Source organism: Trichlorobacter lovleyi (genome assembly GCF_015239775.1).
GTDB lineage: Bacteria > Desulfobacterota > Desulfuromonadia > Geobacterales > Pseudopelobacteraceae > Trichlorobacter > Trichlorobacter lovleyi_B.
The window spans coordinates 2,690,224-2,711,682 of sequence record NZ_CP058409.1 but is presented as its reverse complement, the minus strand read 5'-3'; the positions used below and the strand labels follow the sequence as shown (position 1 = coordinate 2,711,682).

Below are 21,459 nucleotides of genomic sequence, written 5' to 3'. Positions count from 1 at the left end.
TGCCTACTCCCTTATACGCTACTCACGCACTCATCTACCGGGCTGTTCTGTCGCAGACGCTGCGTCCAGCACTCCTTTGACCGGCCTTCCTCATCACGCTTGCACAGTCCTGCTCATGGGTTCTGTGCATGATCGTCCCGGTTGACAGCGGATAGCCAGTGGAGTATAGACTGGTGTTACGAATTTACTTTTTGTGGCACTGGAGATATCCATGCATATGGCAGACGCGCTTGTCTCGCCGGCTGTGGGCGGGGTCATGTGGGCAGTATCTGCGGGTGCTGTTGCCTATAGCTCAGCGCAACTTCGGACAGATACGGATGAACGCAGGATCCCTTTGATGGGGGTTATGGGGGCCTTTCTCTTTGCAGCCCAGATGATCAACTTCAGCATACCGGGCACCGGTTCAAGCGGGCACCTTGGTGGCGGTCTGCTGCTTGCCATCCTGTTGGGGCCGCACGCCGCCCTGCTGGCCATAACAGGGGTCCTGATCGTGCAGGCCCTGTTTTTTGCCGATGGCGGACTGCTTGCCCTGGGGTGCAATATCTTCAACATGGGGGTGATCCCTGCCTTTCTGGTCTATCCCCTGGTCTACAAAAAACTTGCCGGACAACGCCCGGCCGGGACACGCCTCAGCTTTGCCGTTATTGTGTCGGCGGTGCTGACGCTGCAGCTCGGCCCCTTTGCCGTTGTCCTTGAGACCCTGTTTTCCGGTCTGTCTGCGCTGCCTTTTAGCACCTTCCTGCTGTTGATGCAGCCGGTGCATCTGGCCATCGGCCTGGTTGAAGGGGTGGTGACCGCTGCGATTGTCTCCTTTGTGTATCTGGCCCGTCCGGAACTGATGCATGCCGGGTTGCCGTCTGCAGCGCCGGTCGCCTATCCGCTGCGTAATCTGGTGGTCGGTTTTCTCTGCGCTGCCATTCTGACCGGTGGTGTTGTCTCACTGATCGCATCAAAGGACCCTGACGGACTGGAATGGGCCATAACCAGAGTTGCCGGGACTGCAGAGCTGAAGGCACCGGACAACCGCTGGCATACCTGGCTGGCCGGTCTGCAGGAAACCGCTTCGTTCCTGCCGGACTATGCCTTCAAACATCCTGCCGTTGCCGAACCGCAGTCTCCTGCAAGCCGTGCTGCTGAAACAGCCGGAACCAGCCTGGCCGGGATCGTCGGCGTGATGATTACCCTGCTGCTGCTGATGCTGGGAGGAGCCCTGCTGAAACGGGTCAGAGCAACGGCGTGAAAGGCTGCAGGCGGTCATGGCAACCATAGAAGGGGCGATGCTGGATTTTCGGCAGCTGGATCAGCTTGCTGCCGGGGATACGTCTATCCACCGCCTTGATGCCCGGGCCAAGGTGCTGGTGGTACTGGTATTCATTGTGACGGTTGTATCGTTTGGCCGGTATGAACTGAGTGCAATGGTTCCGTTCTTTCTGTTCCCGGTGGCGGTGGTGGTGCTGGCGGATCTGCCGGCAGGATTTATTGCCCGCAAGGTTGCCCTGGTGATCCCGTTTGCCGCTGCAATCGGCATATTCAACCCCCTGTTTGACCGGGAGATCCAGCTTTACCTCGGGTCCGTTGCGGTCAGTGGCGGCTGGCTGTCCTGTGCATCCATTGTACTGCGTGCTGCGCTGACCGTAACTGCTGCAGTCATACTGGTGGCGGTCACCGGTTTTACGGCGGTCTGTGAGGCGTTGGAACGACTCGGCATGCCGCATCCGCTTGCGGTACAACTGCTCTTCATGCATCGCTACCTGTTTGTGCTTGCTGATGCCGCTGCCAGGGCCTCCCGTGCCCGTGAACTGCGCGCCTTTGGCACACGTGGGATGGGTATCGGGCCGTTTGCATCCATGGCAGGGCATTTGCTGCTTAAATCCTGGGAACGTGCTGAGCGGATCCATATGGCGATGCTGGCTCGGGGATTTCAGGGTACCTTTCATCTCCAGCGCAGTAGTGGTTTTGGCCTGCCTGAACTGTCCTTTCTCCTCAGCTGGACAGGCCTGTTCATGATCCTGCGTTTCACAAACATTCCTCTCGGTATCGGTCATGCTGTTACCGCATTTTTCAATGCAGGGAGGCTCGTGCCATGAGCCACCACATTGTTGCCGCAGACCGGCTCAGCTTCTCCTATCCGGATGGGACAGCCGCGTTGCGTTCCGTGTCGTTCTGCATCCACCATGGTGAGTCGGTGGCGCTGATCGGCGCCAACGGGGCCGGAAAATCCACCCTGTTGCAGCAGTTAAACGGCTGTCTGACCCCCAGCGCGGGTGAGGTCAGAATCGGTGACTTCCCGGTCACGCCCAAGACCTTGCGTGAGGTGTGGCGGACAGTGGGGATGGTGTTTCAGGACCCTGACGACCAGCTCTTCATGCCGACGGTGTTTGATGACGTTGCCTTTGGGCCGCTCAACCGCGGCGTGGCTCCCAAGGATGTTGCAGCGCAGGTGACTGCTGCGCTGCAGGCCGTGGGTGCCGGGCATCTGGCGGGAAAACCGCCTTACCGGCTTTCCTGCGGTGAGAAGAAACGGGTTGCCATTGCCACGGTACTGGCCATGGACCCAGCCATACTGGTTATGGATGAGCCGACCGCTGGTCTTGATCCGTTCTCGCGCAGGGAGGTTATCAAGCTGCTGAAAAATTTCAGCCATACCAGGATCATTACCAGCCATGACCTTGATATGGTGGCAGAGGTCTGCGACAGGGTGATTGTGATGCACGGGGGTGAGATCCGGGCAGACGGTACTGCTGAGGAGATCTTTGCCGATACGGAATTGCTTGCCGGATGCAGGCTGGAACCACCGTTTTCCATGCAGGCCTGTGTCGTTTGCGGCAGGCGAACCGCCGGCTAGCGCAGGGTAAAGCGGATCGGCAGGACTGCCCGTACGGCAATCGGCTTTCCGTTGTGGCGGGCCGGAGTGAAGCTTGAATTGCGGACGGCCTCCTGGGCGGCCTCGCCAAAGCCGTAGCCCGGGTCCTCCAGGATCTCAAGCTGGGTCAGCTGGCCGGTTTCACTGATACTGAGGCGCAGCAGCACAACCCCTTCCTTATTCCGCCGTTTTGCCAGGGCCGGGTAGGCAGGTACCGCCTGCCTGCGGAATGCCGGTCCGCTGGCACTGCCAAAGGCCATCTCCTGAGGTACAACCCGATTGCCACCTGTTGCTGCACTGGCTTGAACCGCCGGCGGGGAAGCTGATTCCGGTTTTGCTGCACCGCCGGCCTTGCTCTGTTGTGCGCTGAATGCCGGTGCAGGGGGGGGCTGCGGTGCCGGTTCACTGGGTTTGGGTGGCGGGCTGCTGCTGTGTGCCGTTGGTGTGGCAGTCCTGGGCGGTGCCGGCTGTGGTTGAGGTTTGGCTTGGGGGGCAGCTTTGCTGATGGCCGGCAGGGAAGGCACCGGCAACTTTGTCGCGCTGGCAGCCTTTTGAGGTGGCAGAGACACAAGGTGGGTCATCACCAGAGCGGGTTCTTTGGGAGGGGCTTGGACAAGGGGAGGCAGCAGTACGATTGCCGCCACAAAGAATAATCCGTGCAGCAGTAGTGAGACAGACAGATAGAGCCGGATGGACCGGGTCTTCCGGCTTGGTGGCGCAGCGGACATGAATCAGTGATGTTCTGGGGTTGCAGAGGTGAGGAACAGCTTGCCGTGCTTGACCCCCTTAACGCCCAGCAGTTCATCCGCAATCTGCTTGATCTCGGCGCTACTGCCTTTCAGTACCAGTACCTCCAGGCAGTTATGGGCATCTAGGTGCACATGCAGGGCAGAGATGACCTGATGGTGGTGCTGATGCTGGTGTTCGGTCAGTTTATCGGCCAGATCGCGCACATGATGGTTATAGACCATGGTAACGGTGCCGACCATCTCTTCGTGGCCGGCATCCATTTTTTCTTCCACAATCGTCGCCCGAATCAGGTCTCTGATCGCCTCTGAACGGTTCTGGTAGCCCTTGCGGCTGATCAGACGATCAAAGCTGTCCAGCAGGTCGCTGTCAATTGAGATGCCGAAGCGGGTGATATCGCCCATGACCAACCTCCATCGAAACTACCATGGTGAAGCGCGAGGAGTTTTTCGGTCTGGGTAGAAAGCCGCTTTCGTGCCAGGAGGCGTACATTGCTGTACGCCGCACGCAGCACGGAAACGGCTGACGACCCCAGGCCGGAAAAGAACCGCGCAGACTACCGTTTCATGGCTTCGTCCATGACCTTATACGCACAAAACTCCCCGCACATGGTGCAGGCGCCATGCTCGGATACCGGTGAATTGGCACGATACTCCCGTGCCCGGTCCGGGTCAAGGGCCAGGGCAAACTGCCCCTCCCAGTCGAGTTTTTTACGCGCCCTGGCCATGGCGTTGTCTTTCTCAATGGCACCGGGCAGCCCCTTGCAGATGTCGGCGGCATGGGCGGCAATCCGGGAGGCGATCACGCCGTTGCGGACATCCTCAATCTCCGGCAGTGCCAGGTGTTCAGACGGGGTGACGTAGCAGAGGAAGTCTGCCCCGGCCGCCCCGGCGATGGCGCCGCCAATGGCACAGGTGATATGGTCGTAACCCGGCGCGATGTCGGTCACCAGCGGTCCCAGCACGTAGAACGGCGCACCGTGGCAGAGCCGTTTCTGGAGCTGAATGTTGGTCTGAATCTGGTTGAGCGGCACATGGCCCGGCCCCTCGATCATGACCTGCACCCCGGCATCCCAGGCCCGCTGGGTCAGCTCACCCAGGATGATCAGTTCATGGATCTGGGCCCGGTCGGTGGCGTCGGCCAGACAGCCGGGGCGGAAACCATCCCCCAGCGAGAGGGTGGCGTCGTATTCCTTGGTAATCTCCAACAGGCGGTCAAAGTTCTCATAGAGCGGGTTTTCCTTGTTGTTGTAGGACATCCACTCAATGGTAAAGGAACCGCCACGGGAGACCACATCCATGATCCTGCCTTCATTCTTCATCCGCTCCACCGTGGAGCGGGTTACACCGCAATGGACCGTGATGAAGTCGACGCCGTCATCCAGGTGCTTGATGATCCCCTTGAAGATATCATCGGCAGTCATATCAACCAGGGCCTTTTTCTTGACCCGCACCGTGTCGGTGGCGGCTTGGTAGAGCGGTACCGAGCCGATGCAGGCGGTGGTCTCGGCCACGATGGCGCGGCGGATCTCGTCCACCGGACCGCCGGTGGAGAGGTCCATGATGGCGTCGGCACCATGCTTGACCGCCACCCGGGCCTTTTCCAGCTCCTTGGTGATATCGGTGTCGTCAGCCGAGGTGCCGATGTTGGCGTTGACCTTGGTGCGCAGCCCGGTTCCCACTGCCAGCGGGACGCCGTGCTGGTGGGTCTTGTCGTTATGGCTGATGATGATAGTACCTTTGGCAATACCGTCACGGATGAACTCCGGGGCAACTCCTTCAGCAGCAGCGGCGGTCTTCATCTTGTCAGTAATAATCCCTTTACGGGCGGCTTCAAGCTGGGTCATTGGTCAGTTTCCTTTGCAGCAAGATAGTGGTTGATCGGGCCATGTCCTTTACCCATCGGACGGGACAGGCGGATGGCGGTGCTGATAAATTCCTTGGCCAGGCGGACCGCTTCCTTGAGCGGTTCGCCCTGGGCCAGGCAGGCGGCAATGGCCGAGGCAAAGCTGCAACCGGTGCCGTGGGTGGCGCTGGTGAAGAAACGCTCAGAACTGAAGCGCTGGATGGTCTGTCCGTCAAAGAGGATATCAACGGCATCGCCGCCACTCAGATGTCCCCCCTTGAGCAGGACATTGGCGGCACCCATGCCGTGCAGTCGCCGGGCGGCCTGTTCCATGGCGGCTTCACTGTTGATGCGGCAATTGAGCAGACGTTCTGCCTCGGGGATGTTCGGGGTCAACAGGTAGGCCTGGGGTAGCAGGGCCTGTTGAAAGATCGATACGGCATCCAGTTCAAGCAGCGAGGCGCCCCCCTTGGCCACCATGACCGGGTCGATCACAACCGGGTAGTAGTGGGACTGCTCGTTCAGGTACTCGGCCAGCAACGAGATGATGGCCGGGGTATGCAGCATGCCGGTCTTGATCACATCAATCGGCAGATCTGTCAGGACTGTATCAATCTGGTCCCGGACAAATGAAGGGGGGATGCCGTGGATTGATTTGACCCCTCTGGTGTTCTGGGCGGTCAGGGCCGTAATGGCTGAGGCCCCGTAGCTACCCAACAGGGTGATGGTCTTCAGGTCGGCCTGGATACCGGCACCGCCGCCGGAGTCGCTGCCGGCAATGGTCAGTACGGCACCGCGGGGGTAGGGGGCCAGCCGGTTGAACAGCAGGCGCAGTTCCGAGGCAGCCACCTCCGGCCGGGGGGCGGACAGGACCGAAGAGATGACGGCAACCGCATCGGCGCCGGCCTCAATCACCCGGCAGGCATTGGCCGGGCTGATGCCGCCAATGGCCACAATCGGCAGCTTGACCCGATCCCGGATGGCAGCCAGGCCGGAGGTGCCGGGCATATGGGTGATCGATTTGCTGTCAGTGGGATACATGGCGCCAAAGCCCAGGTAGTCGGCGCCGTCGGATTCCGCCTTGAGGGCCTCATCAAGATTGTGGGTGGAGACGCCGATGATCTTGTCCGGTCCCAGCAGTTCCCGGGCCTGCTGCGGAGAGCTGTCATCCTGTCCCAGGTGCACGCCATCGGCATCCAGGGCATGGGCAAGCCTCAGGTCGTCATTGACGATAAAGAGGGAGCCAAAACGGCTGCAGAGCTGTTTCAGCTGGCTCCCTTCCTCCAGGCAGAACTCGTATGGCTTGTCCTTGGCACGGTACTGCAGTACCGTCACCCCGCCGCGCAGGGCCTGGGCTACCCGTTTAAGCAGGTCGTCCTGCTGATCGGTAATCAGGTAGACCCCGGCAATGGGCCGGTTCCGGATGGTCTTTGGCGTGGTTACCACCAGGCGCAGCGGCATGGATTTTTCAGACATGGTGTAGTACCTCGTGGTACGAAAAAGGGCCGCACTGAATACAACTCAGGCGGCCCGAAGATAGATGCTGGGAACGAGGCCGCTTTCCTCCGCCGGCATTACCCGGTTCAGGTTCAAGGGGTCCGGCAAAGCCGTCTCAGCCTATGCAAGGCTCCCCCAGGGCGACGTAACCATACGATAAAATCAGCAGGTCGTCAACCGCTTCCGTAAACAGGAGTTTTCAGATTGCCCCCTGCGGCAGGCCGTGGTAAGTAAGTGGCATGTTTGACAGTCGTCCAACCTTTGCAGAGATAGATCTTGGTGCCCTGAGGGAGAACTACTCGGTTGTCCGGGCCTCGGTGCCGTCACGGTCAGCCGTGCTGGCAGTGGTCAAGGCAGATGCCTATGGCCACGGCTTTTTAGAGGTAAGCAAGGAACTGGAACGCCAGGGGGTGGATGCCTTTGGGGTGGCCTTTCTGGCCGAGGCGATCCAGCTTCGCAAAGCCGGTATTGATAAACCGGTCCTGTTGCTGGGGGGCGTCTACCCCGGTCAGGAACGCAAATGTGTCGGATTCGGTATCTCTTCTGCGGTCTTCTCCCTTGAACAGTTAAAGGCGCTTGATCTGGCAGCGGGTAAGCTCTACCGCAAGGCGTTGGTGCATCTCAAGGTGGACACCGGCATGGGGCGTTTGGGAATTCCCTATGACCAGGTGCCTGCCCTGCTGGACGCCCTCAAGCTGTTGCCCAATATCTACCTGGAAGGGGTGATCTCCCACTTTGCCTCTGCCGATGAGCTGGATGAGTCGGGCCAGTACTTTACCCGGCTGCAGGGAGAACGTTTTGGCTGGGCGGTCGAGCAGATCCGCAAGGCCGGTTTTTCGCCACGCTATATCCATATCGCCAACAGTGCCGGGGCACTGCTGAATGATTATCCCTTCTGCAATCTGGTGCGTCCCGGTATTGCGCTGTACGGGGCCCTGCCTTCGCCTGATTTTCAGGGCCGGCTCTCCCTCCGTCCGGTGATGCGTCTGAAAAGCAAGATCGCCATGCTGAAGTGGGTCGAACCTGCCACTACGATCAGCTATGGCCGCCGCTTCACGGCTGAACAGCGGACCCTGATTGCCAGTGTGCCGGTGGGCTATGCCGATGGCTATCCCCGTGCCCTGACCAACAGGGGACAGGTGCTGGTCAGGGGGGAGCGGGCACAGGTTTCTGGCACGGTCTGCATGGATTGGCTGATGCTGGATGTCACCCATATCCCCGGTGTGGCTGTGGGGGACGATGTCACCCTGATCGGGGAGGACCGGAAAGGAAATACCGTCTTTGCGGAAGAAGTGGCCCATTGGGCCGGTACAATTCCGTATGAGTTGCTGTGCGGTATCAGCAAGCGGGTGCCGCGGGTGTATCTTGGAGCGGGAAAGTAGTCCCATGACCAACAAGAAGATCAAACTGACGCAAACCGTCAAAGCTGCCGGCTGAGCGGCCAAGCTGGGCCCGGAGGGCCTTGCCACCGCGTTGGCGGGACTCAATCGTCCTGCTGACCCCAGATTGATCGTGGGACCTGAGACGTCCGATGATGGGGGGGTCTATTGCCTGACGCCGGAGATCGCGCTGATTGAAAGCTGTGATGTGATCACCCCCCCTGCCGATGACCCCCGGGCCTTTGGCAGGATCGCCGCGGCCAATGCACTCTCTGATATCTACGCCATGGGTGGAAGACCGCTAACCGCCATGAATCTTGCCTTTTTTCCCAGCTGCAGCCTGCCGCCGGAGGTGCTTGGCGAGGTGCTGGCCGGAGGTCAGGACGCCCTCAATGAGGCCGGTTGTTGTCTGCTGGGGGGGCATACGGTTGAGGATGACGAGTTGAAGTACGGACTGTCGGTGACCGGCACCGTACATCCTGAACAGGTGTTGCGCAACAGCACGGCCCGCCCCGGTGACCTCCTGCTGTTGACCAAGCCGCTGGGCAGCGGCATTCTGTCCACGGCAGTCAAGGGAGAGATGGCAACCGTTGAGCAGGAGGCAGAGGCGGTACGCTGGATGTCGCTCTTGAACCGTGCTGCTGCTGAGCTGATGCTGCGCTATGCGCCGTCCGCCTGCACCGACATCACCGGTTTTGGCCTGATTGGACACAGCTGTGAAATGGCCTTGGGGGCAGGCGTGACCATCCGCCTGCATCTTGATGCGGTCCCCCTGATGCGCGGGGTTGCTGCCCAGGTCGCCGACGGTATGGTGCCGGCCGGCTGCTACCGGAACCGCAGCTATTATCTTGCCCGGATCGATGCGGGTGGTTGCGACCCGGAGCGTTTGCTGCCGCTGTTTGATCCCCAGACCTCCGGAGGGCTGCTGATCGCCCTGCAACCCGATGCAGCAGCGTTGTTTCAGGCGGAAGCTGCGAAAAACAGTATCTTTTGTGTGCAGATCGGTGATGTGCTGCCCCGGGCGGAGCTGCCGGTGATCGTGGTTTAAATCCGCTTGTGTTGTATACATGTTGCAATTTCAAAAGCTCTTGGCAGGACCTTGTCTCCCATGCTACAAAGCTCTCTTCTGACCGCAGTTCATTAAGATAATCAAACCAACGTACATCGAGGTGTCATCATGGCCAAAATTACACGGGCGCTGATCAGTGTCTCCGACAAGACCGGTATTGTGGAGCTTTCCAGGGCTCTGGCAGGATATGGTGTGGAGATCCTTTCCACCGGCGGGACCGCCAAGCTGTTGCGTGAAGCCGGCCTGACGGTAAAGGATGTGTCCGAGTTCACCGGCTTCCCCGAGATGCTGGATGGCCGGGTCAAGACCCTGCACCCCAAGGTGCATGGCGGTCTGCTGGGTATCCGTGCCAATGCAGACCACCAGGCCAAGATGAAAGAACACGGCATTGAGCCGATCGATATGGTGGTGGTCAACCTCTATCCCTTTGAGGCCACGGTGGCCAAACCGGACTGCACCCTCGAGGATGCCATTGAGAACATTGATATCGGCGGCCCCACCATGCTGCGTTCTGCTGCCAAGAACAACCATGACGTGACGGTACTGGTGGATGCTGCAGATTACACTGCCGTGTTGGATGAAATGGCGGCAAATGCAGGCTGTGTTTCGGTAAAGACCAATTTCCGTCTGGCCGTGAAGGTCTATCAGCACACCGCTGCCTATGATGGTGCCATTTCAAACTGGTTGGGGGCCCGGCTGGGTGAGGCCGTTAACGAGTATCCGGATACCTTTACGATTCAGGTTAAAAAGGCGCAGGATCTGCGCTATGGCGAGAACCCCCACCAGTCGGCCGCCTTCTATGTGGAGCGGGGCATTACCGAACCCTGCGTTTCCAATGCAGTCCAGTTGCAGGGCAAGGAGCTGTCCTTTAACAACATTATCGATCTGGATGCTGCTATTGAGACGGTCAAGGAGTTTACCGACAAGCCGGCAGCCGTTATCATCAAGCATACCAACCCCTGCGGCGTTGCACTGGGAGATTCTCCCATCTCGGCCTATCTCAAGGCCCGCGAGTGTGATCCGGTCTCCGCCTTTGGCGGTATTGTGGGCTTTAACCGTATTGTTGATGCTGCAGCTGCCCGTGAGTTGACCTCGACCTTCCTTGAGGCGGTGATCGCCCCTGGTTATGATGAAGAGGCATTGGCGATCTTTACTGCCAAGAAAAATGTGCGGGTGATGCAGGTGCCGTTGCTGGCCGGACATCTCCAGACCGGTTATGACCTGAAGCGGGTTGTGGGAGGACTGCTGCTGCAGGGGCGTGACCTGGGCATGGTTGCCGCCAATGACTGCAAGGTGATGTCCGAGCGTCAACCAACCGCCCAGGAACTGGCTGCACTGGATTTCGCCTGGCGGGTTTGCAAACATGTCAAGTCAAACGCCATTGTCTTTACCAATGCCGATCAGACTGTCGGGATCGGGGCCGGTCAGATGTCACGGGTGGACTCCTCCAAGATCGCCGTTCAAAAGGCGTTGCTGCTGATCAAAGGGACGGTACTGGCCTCCGACGCCTTCTTCCCGTTCCGCGATGGCGTGGATGCCGCAGCCGAGGCCGGTGTCACGGCGATCATTCAGCCGGGCGGTTCAGTGCGGGATGAAGAGGTGATTCAGGCTGCCAATGAACATGGCATGGCGATGGTCTTTACCAATATGCGCCATTTCAGGCACTAGGACCGTCCCCTTTTCCGCGATCTCTGCGTCAGATGTCGTACAGAGCTTGTGCGGCGTACTTACGGTACGCCTCCGCGCCTGTGCTCATCTTCCTTGACCTCACGTAAAATTGAACGGTCCCGAGCGGGCCTGGTATTGAGGTGATCTGTATGAAAGTTCTGGTAATTGGCGGCGGTGGCCGCGAACATGCCCTGGTTTGGAAGATCGCTCAGTCTCCGCTGGTTAAGCAGATTTTCTGTGCTCCCGGCAATCCCGGTACAGCGCAGCTGGCTACCAACCTGCCGATCAAGGTGGAAGAGATCGACAAGTTGCTGGGATTTGCCAAGACAGAAGGGATCGACTTGGCGGTTGTCGGACCGGAACTGCCGCTGTCGCTGGGGATTGTGGATCTGTTCCGCGAGTACGGGGTCAAGATCTTCGGGCCCAGCCGCGCTGCCGCACGGATCGAGGCCAGCAAGGCCTTTTCCAAGGATCTGATGCACAAGTACGCCATCCCCACCGCAGCCTATGGCGTCTTTACCGAGATCCCTGCTGCCGAGGCCTTTATCCGCAAGACCGGGGCACCGATTGTGGTCAAGGCCGATGGTCTGGCCGCGGGTAAAGGGGTGATCATAGCCCAGACGGAAGCCGAGGCGATTGCGGCGGTGCAGGATATGCTTTCCGGTAACGCCTTTGGTGATGCCGGGTCCCGTGTGGTTGTGGAGGCGTTTCTGACCGGTGAAGAGGCTTCCTTTCTGGCCATTACCGATGGAAAGTTTGTGATCCCGCTGGCCTCGGCCCAGGATCACAAGGCGATTTTCGATGGAGACCAGGGGCCTAATACCGGTGGCATGGGGGCCTACTCACCGGCTCCGGTGGTGACTGCCGAGGTGCACCAAAAGGCGATGGAGCAGGTGGTACAGCGGGCAGTTGACGGTATGGCTGCTGAAGGCTGCGCCTATCAGGGGATTGTCTATGCCGGTCTGATGGTCAAGGATGGTGAGGTCAAGACCCTGGAGTTCAATGCCCGTTTTGGTGATCCGGAGTGCCAACCGCTCTTGATGCGGATGAAGTCAGATCTGGTGCCGCTCTTGCTGGCGGTGGCTGAAGGTGATCTGTCCGGCCATAGCATTGAGTGGCACGACCAGGCTGCAATCTGCGTGGTCATGGCTGCTGAAGGCTATCCCGGTGATTACCCCAAAGGGGATATTATTACCGGAATTGAGGCAGCCGAACAGGTGGCTGATGTGACGGTCTTCCATGCCGGAACTGCTGAAAAAGATGGCCGGATTGTGACGGCCGGTGGCCGGGTGCTGGGGGTGACGGCCCTGGGGAACACCGTTGCTGCTGCGATCGAGCGGGTCTACCAGGGGGTTGAGAAGATCTCCTGGCGCGGGGTGCAGTTTCGTCGCGACATCGGCAAAAAGGCCCTTGGAAGGCTCTAAGCTGGTGAGTTGGTACGCATAATGCTTGACATCACTTCAAGGGCTATGATTAAGTGCCCACATCTTTTTTAACAACAGTCTAGGAGGATGTAACAATGAAAAAGTCAATTATTGCCCTGATTGCCATGGTCGCCTTTGCTGGTAGCGCTTTCGCTGCTGACGTTGCTGAATACAAAGGCGGCGCAATGGGTAAAGTGACCTTTCCCCACAAGGCTCACATGAAGCTGGGCTGTGCCAAGTGCCATGAGGGTGCCCCCAAGAAGATTGAAATCAACAAGGACGTCGCTCACAACAAGCTCTGTGTCAAGTGCCACAAGGCCGAGAAAAAAGGTCCTCAAGGCTGCAAGGATTGCCACAAGAAGTAGTTTTGTTGCCGTTCGTTACATGCGTGTGAAAAGGCCAGCTTCTGCTGGCCTTTTTTATTTTATTTGATTTCTGTCAAACGGGTATGCCAAAAAACCGCTACCCATTTTTTTCGGGATGAGCTATAACTGACTATACAAGACAGAAATAGTCGTAAATTGTGTTATCTTCATGTAACTCTTTTAATACGGTTTTAATGGAGCGTTCAGTGAGTACCAATCAACGTGGCTTTGTGCAACAGGTGTGGGATTTTTTCTGTTCTCTCAAGTTAACCCTCTTTCTGCTGATCACGCTGGCAATCACCTCAATCATCGGCACTGTCATACCGCAGTATCCCAATATTGATGAGCGGTATTGGGCAACCATCAGTGCGGGTCGCAAGGCGCTGTACGAGAAACTCGGTTTCTTTGATATGTACCACTCCTGGTGGTTTCTGGCCTTGCTGGCGCTGTTCTGTGTCAACCTGATCGCCTGCTCGATCAAGCGCCTGCCCCATGTCTTCAAATTTGTCAGCGAACCGGCGACAACCATCTCTGAAACGCAGCAAAAAATCTTTCCCAGCAAAGAGCTGAAGCTTGAGGGCTCACTGGATGCCTCGCGAGACAAACTTGCTGCCTTCCTCGGCGCCCGCTTTGCCACACCCACGATCACCCAGGTCGGAAATCAGTATCATCTTTTTGCCCAGAAAAATGCCTGGTGCCGGCTGGGGGTCTATGTCGTCCACTTCAGTATCCTGGTGATCATGGCCGGAACCATCATCGGCAACATAGGCGGCTACAAGGGGTTTGTTGCCATTGTCGAGGGTGAAACCATCAACATGGTCAAGGCCCGCAGCGGTAAGGATGTACCACTGGGATTTGAGGTCAAGTGCGATCAGTTTACGGTCTCTTTCTACGACGCGCCGGGCGGTGGCGGACCAAGCCAGATGCCGAAGGAGTTCAAGAGTATCCTGACTCTGACTGAAAACGGTAAAGAAATCCCCGGCTACAAGCATGTCCGTGTGGTGGTCAATGAGCCGTTGACATACAAAGGAATCACCTTCTATCAATCCAGCTATGGCCAGGCCAACGATCCCAGCCTGTTCTTCTTTACGGTGAGAAACCGTGAGAGCGGCAAGAGCGAGCAGATTGTGCTGCGTCCGGGCAGCCAGACACGTCTGCCGGATGGACGTTCCGCTTCAATCGTTGATCTGACCGACAATCCGGGTGAAGGGCTGGCGGCAGTGCTGGGTGTGAGTGATAAAGGTGCGGAACCGAAGTTTTTCAAGGTGTATAAAAACAATCCCGGGCTCGATGATCTCCGCGGAGACCGTCTGATCTTTACCTTTACCGGTACTGATGCCCGGATGTATACCGGCCTGCAGGTGAATAAAGACCCCGGTGTCTGGGTCGTTTGGGCCGGCTGTTTGATGATGTGCCTGGGTCTCTGTATTGCCTTTTTCATGTCCCATAAACGGGTCTGGATTGTGGTGCAGCACGGCTATGCACGGATCTACGGCAATGCCAGCAAAAATCAGCCGGCATTTCTGACGGAGTTTGAGCGGTTGGCTGAAGAACTCCAGAAGCAGACTATCTGAGCGGAGGAATTTCTACATGTTGAGTGCAAAACTCTTTAACGCTACTACCATCTTCTATATGGCCTCGACACTGGTATTTTTCGGATACCTGGCCGGCCGCAACAAGCACGTTGGAACTGCAGCTTCAGCACTGGCCTGGATCGGTTTTGTCGTACAGACCGCTGCTATCGGTCTGCGCTGGAAAGAGTCCTATGATATCGGTCTGGGACACGCCCCGATGTCGAACTTGTATGAATCAGTGGTCTTTTTTGCCTGGAGTATCGTTTTGATCTTCGGCATTATCGATATCAAGTACAAGTACCGGATTATTGGTGCCTTTGTAATGCCCTTTGCCCTGATGGGGATGGCCTGGGCCCAGCTCTATCTGCCCACCGATATCAACCCGCTGATGCCTGCTCTGCAGAGCAACTGGCTGCTCTACCATGTGATTACCTGCTTTCTGGGCTATGCCGCCTTTGCGGTGGCGTGCGGCGTCTCGATCATGTATCTGATCAAGGCCAAGAGCGAGGAAAAGGGGAATGAGGCTGCCGGTGGTCTGATGTCCCAGTTTCCCCCGACCCGTGCCCTGGATGACCTGAACTACAAGGCGATCATGGTCGGCTTTCCGCTGCTGACCCTGGGGATCATCACCGGTGCGGCCTGGGCCAACTATGCCTGGGGCACCTACTGGAGCTGGGACCCCAAGGAAACCTGGTCGTTGATTGTCTGGTTTGTTTATGCCGCCTTCCTGCATGCCCGCTTCACCAAAGGGTGGGTCGGCAAGCGGGCTGCCTGGCTTTCAATCATCGGTTTTGCTGCCACCATTTTCTGCTATCTGGGAGTGAACCTGCTGTTGTCAGGACTGCATAGCTATGGTAATATGAGCTAAGTTTTTTGTTTGATTAAGCTTGAAAAAACCGGGTTTTGCCCGGTTTTTTCTGTTTGTGGGGCTGCATTGCTGACCATCTCCGTCGTCATACCGATCAAGCCGGGGCTACGCCCGCAGGCTGCCGGACGGATAGCCGCCCTTGGCTGGCCATCCGGTCAGTATGAACTGCTGATTGCCGAAGGAACCAACCCGAGTTGCCAGCGTAACCAGGCGGTACAACAGGCCACCGGTGACATCATCTATTTTCTTGATGACGACGCCTTGGTGGTACCTGATGCCTTGCAGAGGCTTGCACGGCATTTCGTTGATCCGCAGGTGGTTGCTGTCGGGGGACCGTCGCTGACGCCGTCAACCGATACCTTGCTGCAACGGGCCATCGGTGCAACACTGGCGTCACCGCTTGGAGCAGGGGGGGTACGGAATCGTTACCGTGCAGTGGGAACCGTCAGGCGAACCACCGAGCGGGAACTGATTCTCTGTAATCTGGCGATCCGACGTGAGGCCTTTCTTGCCAACAACGGTCTGGATGAACGGCTCTACCCCAATGAAGAAAACGAACTGCTGGACCGTCTGCAGAAGGGCGGGGGGCTACTGTTGCATGACCCGCAACTTGCGGTTGAGCGCAGCCAGCGTGCTTCACTGGCTGCCTTTGCCCGGCAGATGTTCCGCTATGGCCGCGGCAGGTCGGAACAGACCAGGATCGCCGGCTTGCACGGCCTGATGCCGTTTGTGCCGCTGCTGTTTCTGGTGTATCTCCTGGCAGTTCCGTTATTACAGGTGCCGCTTTTGCGGCTGCCGCTTGCAGGCTACCTGCTTGCCGTAGGCCTCTGTACACTCCGGGCGGCTGCGAAGGAACGGACGGCATCACATTTGCTGCTTCTGCCGCTCTTGTTCCCGATGATGCATATTTCCAACGGTCTCGGATTGCTGGCCGGCTTTCTGCTCCCTCTGAAACCTCAAACATGCTATAACCGTCCGCCGGTGCTCATCCGTCACCTTAAGCCTTGATACCTACTGGAGTATTTGAGATGGATCTCAGTATTGTCGTACCGATCTACTTTGAAGAAGATAATATCAGGCCGCTCTATGCCGCCATAACCGCCGCCCTTGACCCAAGCGGTCTTGTCTACGAGATCATCTGTGTTGATGACGGTTCAGGCGATAACTCCTTTCCGCTGCTTAAGGAGCTTGCCGCAGCGGATCAACGGCTGCGGGTGATCCGTTTCCGGCGCAATTTCGGCCAGACAGCAGCCATGGCCGCCGGATTTGAGGCGGCCCGCGGGGCCGTGATCGTACCAATGGACGGTGATCTGCAGAATGACCCGGCTGATATCCCGTTGCTGCTGGAAAAGATCAAGGAGGGGTATGATGTGGTCTCAGGCTGGCGCAAGGAGCGGCAGGATACCTTCATCAACCGGAAACTGCCCTCCATGATTGCCAACGGCCTGATCTCCCGTCTGACCGATGTCCATCTGCATGACTATGGCTGCACCCTGAAGGCCTATCGCCGCGAGGTACTGGACGGGATCGGCCTCTACGGGGAGATGCACCGTTTTGTGCCTGCCCTGGCCTCACGGATCGGCGCTAGGGTAACTGAGCTTCCGGTGCGGCATCATCCCCGTCTGTATGGCACCAGCAAGTATGGCATTTCCCGTACCGTGCGGGTGGTGCTGGATCTATTGACGGTCAAATTCCTGCTTTCCTATGCCACCAAGCCGATTCAGCTGTTCGGTAAGTGGGGTATCTATTCGATGCTGCTGGCTGGTGTCAGCGGTGGCGCCATGATCTATATGAAGCTGTTTGCCAATACCAGCATGAACCGCAATCCGCTCTTGATCCTGACCGCCTTCCTGATGTTCATGGGGGTCCAGTTCATCACCCTTGGATTGCTGGGGGAGTTGAATGCCCGCACCTATTACGAATCCCAGGGCAAGCCGATCTACTCCGTGCGGGAGCGTCTGAACGAGCCGGATGACTATGTCTGAAAGGCGGTTACGTATCCTGATGATTGCGCCAACCCCGTATTTTTCGGATCGGGGGTGCCACGTCAGGATCTTCGAAGAGGCAAAGGCGCTGATGGCGCGAGGGTATCAGGTCCGGATTGTGACCTACCACCTGGGGCGGGATCTGGAACCGGTGCCGGTTGATCGTACGCTCCCGCTGCCCTGGTACCGGAAACGTGAGGCGGGCCCTTCCTGGCACAAGCCGTATCTTGATCTGCTGCTGTTCTGCAAGGCGTTCGGAGTTGCACGGCGCTTCAAGCCGGACGTAATCCATGCCCATCTCCATGAAGGAACCTTGATCGGCTGGCTGGTGGCCCGGTTGCGGCACATACCGCTCCTGTTTGATTATCAGGGCAGCCTGACTGGCGAGTCGCTTAATCATGGTTTTTTTGGTTCAGGCTCCCTGTTGCATCGCCTGTTTTCCAGCATTGAGAACCGCATCAACCGCTTGGCCGATCTGGTCATCACCAGTTCGACACCGGGCCGGGAAGAGCTGACCAGATTGTGGAAGCTTCCGCAGGAGCGGGTGGTTGCCCTGCCCGATGGTGTGGATACAACTGTTTTTCGCCCCTATTCCCGCAGCGAAGCAAAACAGATGCTGGGGGTTGCTGATGGGGTGCCGGTAATTGTCTATCTCGGGCTACTTAATCAGTATCAAGGGGTTGATCTGCTTTTACAGGCAGCAAAACAGTTGATTCACCAGGGGCGGATCTTTCATCTGGTGATCATGGGGTATCCGGAGCAGCAGTATCGCCAGCTGGCAGATCAGCTGAATATTGCAAGCTTTGTGACCTTTACCGGGATGGTTGACTATGCCAGGGCTCCCCAGATGCTTGCTGCAGGAGACCTGGCGGTCTCGCCCAAGATTTCTGACACTGAGGCCAATGGCAAACTTTTGAACTACATGGCCTGCGGGCTGCCGGTGGTGGCCTTTGATACGCCGGTAAACCGTGAGCTGCTGGGGGATGACGGCAGCTATGCTCGCTTTAGCGATGCCGATGATCTTGCCGGCTGTATGGCCACGGCCTTGGCAGACCGGGAACAGTTACGCCAACAGGGCAGACGCTTGCGTTCGCGGGCCGTAGAACAGCTTGGCTGGGATGTCCGGGTCCAGGAGCTGGAAGCGATCTATCAACGGCTGCTGAAGGTTGAAAAATAATCTGTACTGGGGTACGGTTCAGGCCATGAACAAGACAACGCAACCTGCGCTTGACGACTATACGCTGTTTCGCCTGCTCTGTGAACTGGAGCCCGGTCCCGTCTGCTCGCAGCGGGAACTGGCCCGCAGGCTGGATAGCGCCCTGGGCTTGGTCAACAACTACCTTAAGGCCGCCGTTGCCAAAGGGTGGGTCAGAATCAAAGAGTTGTCCGGCAATCGCTGCACCTACCATCTTACCTCCAGAGGCAGTGTCGAACTGCGGCGATTGGCGCTGCTGCACAGCCGCTATCTGGATCGCATGATTCCACTGCTGCTACAGGAGTATCGCCAGTTGTGCCGGCAGTTTAAGGAAGAAGGGGTCGAGCGGGTGGCCTTGTGCGGCATAGACGGGGGGGCTGAGCTGGCCTGGCTGGCTTTGCTTGAGGCGGGCATTGAGGTGGTGTTGGTCATGGATCTGGATGGGACGGATGGCACGTTCATGGGGCGTGAAGTGGTGTCCCTGGCCCGTGCCATGTTGAGCGGGATGTACAAGATAATGATCAGCTCACGTAATCGGGCTGAATTACTCTATCATGCCTTGCTGGACCTCGGGGCAGACCCGATGTCAATCAAGGTTCCGGTTGTATTTCTTGAGGAGAGGTCATGAGATCTGATGCAAAAATTTTCGTAGCCGGCCACCGTGGCATGGTCGGCTCTGCTATCGTTAGAAAGCTGGAACAGGCCGGTTACAGCAACCTGTTGTTAAAGAGTTCGGCAGAGCTGGATCTGCGTAATCAATCTGCGGTTGCTGCCTTCTTTGAACAGCACAAGCCTGACTATGTCTTTTTGGCTGCAGCACGGGTTGGCGGCATCATTGCCAACAGCACCCGTAAGGCAGAGTTTATCTATGATAACCTGATGATCCAGACCAACGTAATCCATGAGGCCTGGAAAAGCGGGGTCCAGCGGCTACTGTTTCTGGGCAGTACCTGTATCTACCCGAAGTTTGCGCCCCAGCCGATTCGTGAGGCAGACCTGCTGACTTCACCGCTTGAACCAAGCAATGATGCCTATGCCGTCGCCAAGATTGCTGGTATTGTCCAGTGCCGTTCCTACAACCAGCAGTACGGGACCCGCTTTCTGGCCGCAATGCCCAATAATCTCTATGGTCCCGGTGACAACTACGACCTGACCGGTTCCCATGTCCTGCCGGCCCTGCTGCGCAAGTTCCACGAAGCCAAGCAATCGGGTTCTCCGAATGTCACCGTATGGGGAACCGGCACTCCGCTGCGTGAATTCATGCATGTGGATGACCTGGCCGATGCCTCGCTTTTCCTGATGCTGCTTGACGACGAACGTTACGGTAGTATTCTGACTTATTCTGACGCGCCAGCCTTGATCAACGTTGGGTCCGGTCAGGAGATCAGTATCGCCGACCTTGCCCGGATGGTGCAGCAGGTGGTGGGCTTCGAAGGTGAGCTAGTCTTTGATACGGACAAACCTGACGGTACACCCCGTAAACTGGCCAACTCCTCCCGGCTGCATGCCTTAGGCTGGAAGCATCGCATAGAGCTTGAAGAAGGCGTGCGGGATGCGTACCGGTGGTTTGTGGGGCATGTTTTTCCATAAAATTTGCCTGCCTTCGATATTGCAATAGCTTGAATAGATAACAGGAGATTAACTTTTGAAGTATCTGTTGTCATTCCGAGGTATTAAAGTTTGCTTGTCCAAGCTTGGTAATGAGGTCTTCTGGATTCTTGTGGGACAACTACTTGCGTTTGCCGGTGGTTTTATCGGTATAAAAGTCCTTACAAATCTTTTGGGGCCTGCAGGTTATGGTCAGCTTGCGCTGGGCCTTACCATCGCTGGATTGTTCACTATGTATGTCTATGGACCTCTGGCAAATGCAGTGGCACGCTTTTATGTTGTTTATCGGGAAAAGAGTGAGTTGGGAGCTTATTTCTCTGTTTTGAAAAAGTCCCATGCGGTACTAGCTGTTTTTCTCATTCTGTCAGCTCTACTGGCCGGGATGATTACCTATTTTGTTTCGGGATATGAATGGGCAATGATTGTACTGCTCTCTGCTTTGTTTGGGGTAGTAAGTGGAATTAATGCTTCTTATATTTCACTGCAAAGCTCGATCAGGCAGCGCAAGGTTGTAGCACTTCACCAGGCGGCAGATGCCTGGTTAAGAATTGGTTTGTCAATCGTATTGCTGCTGCTTTTTGATACTAGTGGTTTTACTGCCCTTGCCGGGTATCTTCTGGGGACGCTGCTCATTACTTTGTCCCAAGGTTTGTTTGCTCTGCGGAATTCTGAAATCAAAGCGCACTGGAAAAAACGTGATAATGATGAAATAGCTGAGAAACGGTGTTTTCGTGAGTTGTCCGGCTACGCTGCTTCTTTTATGATTTTCTCAAGTTTTGCAGCCATAAGTATGTATGCGGATCGCTGGGTGCTGCAGGGAACACTTGGCGCATGGGCAGTTGGTGTTTATGCTGCAATTTTTCAGATTGCGGCTTCACCGGTAAATATGTTTTTTTCGATGTTAAATCAGCTGATCATCCCAATCGTCTTCGAGCATGCCGGTGCCATGACCACTGCAAATCAGGCTGATAGCAGTGCCTCTGTTGTTCGGCAGACAGCATTACTCTCTTCGGCAGCTATGGTCTTGGTAATGGTGATTGCCTGGATTTTTAGTGAGCAATTGGTGTCTCTGTTCACAAGTAAGGCTTTTACTGCCTTTCATAATTTGCTTCCGGTAACTGTTTTCGGAATCGCCGTATTTAATATTGCACAAATTTTTACGCTCAAAGGGGCATGTTTTAATAGGCCGAAAATATATTTCTGGCCTAAAGCAATCCAGGCTTTCACTTTTTTGGCAGCAGCATTTAGTATGGCAAAGAGCTCCGGAATCATGGGCGTTGCTTTAGCCCTTTGTATTTCATCGGTTATTTACCTTATGGCGATATTTGTTGTTAACAGTAGAATTAAATTTACCCATAATTATTAAAGGAAG

At 56.8% G+C, this 21,459-nt stretch carries 20 protein-coding genes and 1 riboswitch; of the genes, 16 read left to right on the top strand and 4 right to left on the bottom strand.

The annotated features are described in order from the left end of the window. Nucleotides 1–211 precede the first annotated feature (211 nt). From FY034_RS12470 to FY034_RS12460, 3 genes are read left to right on the top strand one after another with little or no spacing between them, the layout of a single operon-like run. The gene (locus tag FY034_RS12470) at nucleotides 212–1,240 is read left to right on the top strand and encodes an energy-coupling factor ABC transporter permease (protein WP_265551020.1); all 1,029 of its coding nucleotides are present in this window, start codon (nucleotides 212–214) and stop codon (nucleotides 1,238–1,240) included. A gap of 16 nt (nucleotides 1,241–1,256) precedes the next feature. Continuing rightward, nucleotides 1,257–2,087 (top strand): cobalt ECF transporter T component CbiQ, encoded by an 831-nt coding sequence (gene cbiQ / locus FY034_RS12465; RefSeq protein WP_265551018.1) that lies wholly within the window; start codon nucleotides 1,257–1,259, stop codon nucleotides 2,085–2,087. Beyond that, nucleotides 2,084–2,845 (top strand): energy-coupling factor ABC transporter ATP-binding protein, encoded by a 762-nt coding sequence (locus tag FY034_RS12460; RefSeq protein ID WP_265551016.1) that lies wholly within the window; start codon nucleotides 2,084–2,086, stop codon nucleotides 2,843–2,845. The genes cbiQ and FY034_RS12460 overlap by 4 nt, the downstream gene beginning before the upstream one ends. On the opposite strand, the gene FY034_RS12455 is transcribed toward FY034_RS12460, so the two are convergent. The 4 genes from FY034_RS12455 to thiD all read right to left on the bottom strand — a co-directional run bounded on the left by FY034_RS12455 (nucleotide 2,842) and on the right by thiD (nucleotide 6,931). Beyond that, a complete protein-coding gene (locus tag FY034_RS12455; protein WP_265551014.1) occupies nucleotides 2,842–3,507 on the bottom strand; it encodes an energy transducer TonB in 666 nt (221 codons plus the stop codon). The genes FY034_RS12460 and FY034_RS12455 overlap by 4 nt on opposite strands. Before the next feature lie 87 nt (nucleotides 3,508–3,594). Beyond that, nucleotides 3,595–4,014, bottom strand: coding sequence for a nickel-responsive transcriptional regulator NikR (gene nikR, locus FY034_RS12450; RefSeq protein WP_265551012.1), 420 nt, complete (start codon nucleotides 4,012–4,014; stop codon nucleotides 3,595–3,597). Between the two features lie 152 nt (nucleotides 4,015–4,166). After that, complete coding sequence (thiC, locus tag FY034_RS12445) at nucleotides 4,167–5,456, bottom strand: phosphomethylpyrimidine synthase ThiC (protein WP_265551010.1); 1,290 nt, start codon at nucleotides 5,454–5,456, stop codon at nucleotides 4,167–4,169. Next, a complete protein-coding gene (gene thiD / locus FY034_RS12440) occupies nucleotides 5,453–6,931 on the bottom strand; it encodes a bifunctional hydroxymethylpyrimidine kinase/phosphomethylpyrimidine kinase (RefSeq protein ID WP_416222763.1) in 1,479 nt (492 codons plus the stop codon). Before thiD ends, thiC begins: the two co-directional genes overlap by 4 nt. 67 nt (nucleotides 6,932–6,998) lie before the next feature. Beyond that, nucleotides 6,999–7,099: riboswitch (TPP riboswitch) on the bottom strand. Nucleotides 7,100–7,191: 92 nt separating this feature from the next. Between thiD and alr the strand changes: the two genes are divergently transcribed. The 13 genes from alr to FY034_RS12375 all read left to right on the top strand — a co-directional run bounded on the left by alr (nucleotide 7,192) and on the right by FY034_RS12375 (nucleotide 21,453). Next, nucleotides 7,192–8,334 carry an alanine racemase gene (gene alr, locus FY034_RS12435; protein WP_265551008.1) on the top strand — a complete coding sequence of 381 codons (1,143 nt, stop codon included), beginning with the start codon at nucleotides 7,192–7,194 and terminating at the stop codon, nucleotides 8,332–8,334. A gap of 4 nt (nucleotides 8,335–8,338) precedes the next feature. Next, entirely contained in the window at nucleotides 8,339–9,379 is a 1,041-nt protein-coding gene (gene selD, locus FY034_RS12430) for a selenide, water dikinase SelD (RefSeq protein ID WP_265551006.1), read from the top strand. Between the two features lie 129 nt (nucleotides 9,380–9,508). Continuing rightward, on the top strand, nucleotides 9,509–11,068 hold the full coding sequence (gene purH / locus FY034_RS12425) for a bifunctional phosphoribosylaminoimidazolecarboxamide formyltransferase/IMP cyclohydrolase (protein WP_265551004.1): 1,560 nt from the start codon (nucleotides 9,509–9,511) through the stop codon (nucleotides 11,066–11,068). 149 nt (nucleotides 11,069–11,217) lie between these two features. Further along, entirely contained in the window at nucleotides 11,218–12,492 is a 1,275-nt protein-coding gene (gene purD, locus FY034_RS12420; protein ID WP_265551002.1) for a phosphoribosylamine--glycine ligase, read from the top strand. 95 nt (nucleotides 12,493–12,587) lie between these two features. Next, on the top strand, nucleotides 12,588–12,857 hold the full coding sequence (locus FY034_RS12415; RefSeq protein WP_265550999.1) for a cytochrome c3 family protein: 270 nt from the start codon (nucleotides 12,588–12,590) through the stop codon (nucleotides 12,855–12,857). Nucleotides 12,858–13,063: 206 nt separating this feature from the next. Further along, nucleotides 13,064–14,431 carry a cytochrome c biogenesis protein ResB gene (resB, locus tag FY034_RS12410; RefSeq protein WP_265550997.1) on the top strand — a complete coding sequence of 456 codons (1,368 nt, stop codon included), beginning with the start codon at nucleotides 13,064–13,066 and terminating at the stop codon, nucleotides 14,429–14,431. A gap of 16 nt (nucleotides 14,432–14,447) precedes the next feature. Further along, complete coding sequence (gene ccsB, locus FY034_RS12405) at nucleotides 14,448–15,299, top strand: c-type cytochrome biogenesis protein CcsB (protein ID WP_265550995.1); 852 nt, start codon at nucleotides 14,448–14,450, stop codon at nucleotides 15,297–15,299. Nucleotides 15,300–15,365: 66 nt separating this feature from the next. Beyond that, nucleotides 15,366–16,307 (top strand): glycosyltransferase, encoded by a 942-nt coding sequence (locus tag FY034_RS12400; RefSeq protein ID WP_265550993.1) that lies wholly within the window; start codon nucleotides 15,366–15,368, stop codon nucleotides 16,305–16,307. A gap of 20 nt (nucleotides 16,308–16,327) precedes the next feature. Next, the gene (locus tag FY034_RS12395; protein ID WP_265550991.1) at nucleotides 16,328–17,284 is read left to right on the top strand and encodes a glycosyltransferase family 2 protein; all 957 of its coding nucleotides are present in this window, start codon (nucleotides 16,328–16,330) and stop codon (nucleotides 17,282–17,284) included. Beyond that, nucleotides 17,277–18,461, top strand: coding sequence for a glycosyltransferase family 4 protein (locus FY034_RS12390; RefSeq protein ID WP_265550989.1), 1,185 nt, complete (start codon nucleotides 17,277–17,279; stop codon nucleotides 18,459–18,461). Before FY034_RS12395 ends, FY034_RS12390 begins: the two co-directional genes overlap by 8 nt. A gap of 25 nt (nucleotides 18,462–18,486) precedes the next feature. Beyond that, nucleotides 18,487–19,107 carry a winged helix-turn-helix transcriptional regulator gene (locus FY034_RS12385; RefSeq protein ID WP_265550987.1) on the top strand — a complete coding sequence of 207 codons (621 nt, stop codon included), beginning with the start codon at nucleotides 18,487–18,489 and terminating at the stop codon, nucleotides 19,105–19,107. Continuing rightward, nucleotides 19,104–20,069, top strand: coding sequence for a GDP-L-fucose synthase family protein (locus FY034_RS12380; RefSeq protein WP_265550985.1), 966 nt, complete (start codon nucleotides 19,104–19,106; stop codon nucleotides 20,067–20,069). The genes FY034_RS12385 and FY034_RS12380 overlap by 4 nt, the downstream gene beginning before the upstream one ends. A 55-nt stretch (nucleotides 20,070–20,124) precedes the next feature. Next, nucleotides 20,125–21,453: an oligosaccharide flippase family protein gene (locus FY034_RS12375; protein ID WP_265550983.1), complete on the top strand. Its 1,329-nt coding sequence runs from the start codon at nucleotides 20,125–20,127 to the stop codon at nucleotides 21,451–21,453. Nucleotides 21,454–21,459 lie beyond the last annotated feature (6 nt).

Coding starts and splice junctions, on each gene's coding strand:
- FY034_RS12395 (WP_265550991.1), top strand. CDS start 16,328: ATGGATCTCAGTATTGTCGTACCGATCTACTTTGAAGAAGATAATATC.
- FY034_RS12470 (WP_265551020.1), top strand. CDS start 212: ATGCATATGGCAGACGCGCTTGTCTCGCCGGCTGTGGGCGGGGTCATG.
- purD (WP_265551002.1), top strand. CDS start 11,218: ATGAAAGTTCTGGTAATTGGCGGCGGTGGCCGCGAACATGCCCTGGTT.
- thiD (WP_416222763.1), bottom strand. CDS start 6,931: ATGTCTGAAAAATCCATGCCGCTGCGCCTGGTGGTAACCACGCCAAAG.
- ccsB (WP_265550995.1), top strand. CDS start 14,448: ATGTTGAGTGCAAAACTCTTTAACGCTACTACCATCTTCTATATGGCC.
- FY034_RS12390 (WP_265550989.1), top strand. CDS start 17,277: ATGTCTGAAAGGCGGTTACGTATCCTGATGATTGCGCCAACCCCGTAT.
- thiC (WP_265551010.1), bottom strand. CDS start 5,456: ATGACCCAGCTTGAAGCCGCCCGTAAAGGGATTATTACTGACAAGATG.
- FY034_RS12385 (WP_265550987.1), top strand. CDS start 18,487: ATGAACAAGACAACGCAACCTGCGCTTGACGACTATACGCTGTTTCGC.
- purH (WP_265551004.1), top strand. CDS start 9,509: ATGGCCAAAATTACACGGGCGCTGATCAGTGTCTCCGACAAGACCGGT.
- alr (WP_265551008.1), top strand. CDS start 7,192: ATGTTTGACAGTCGTCCAACCTTTGCAGAGATAGATCTTGGTGCCCTG.
- cbiQ (WP_265551018.1), top strand. CDS start 1,257: ATGGCAACCATAGAAGGGGCGATGCTGGATTTTCGGCAGCTGGATCAG.
- FY034_RS12415 (WP_265550999.1), top strand. CDS start 12,588: ATGAAAAAGTCAATTATTGCCCTGATTGCCATGGTCGCCTTTGCTGGT.
- FY034_RS12460 (WP_265551016.1), top strand. CDS start 2,084: ATGAGCCACCACATTGTTGCCGCAGACCGGCTCAGCTTCTCCTATCCG.
- nikR (WP_265551012.1), bottom strand. CDS start 4,014: ATGGGCGATATCACCCGCTTCGGCATCTCAATTGACAGCGACCTGCTG.
- FY034_RS12380 (WP_265550985.1), top strand. CDS start 19,104: ATGAGATCTGATGCAAAAATTTTCGTAGCCGGCCACCGTGGCATGGTC.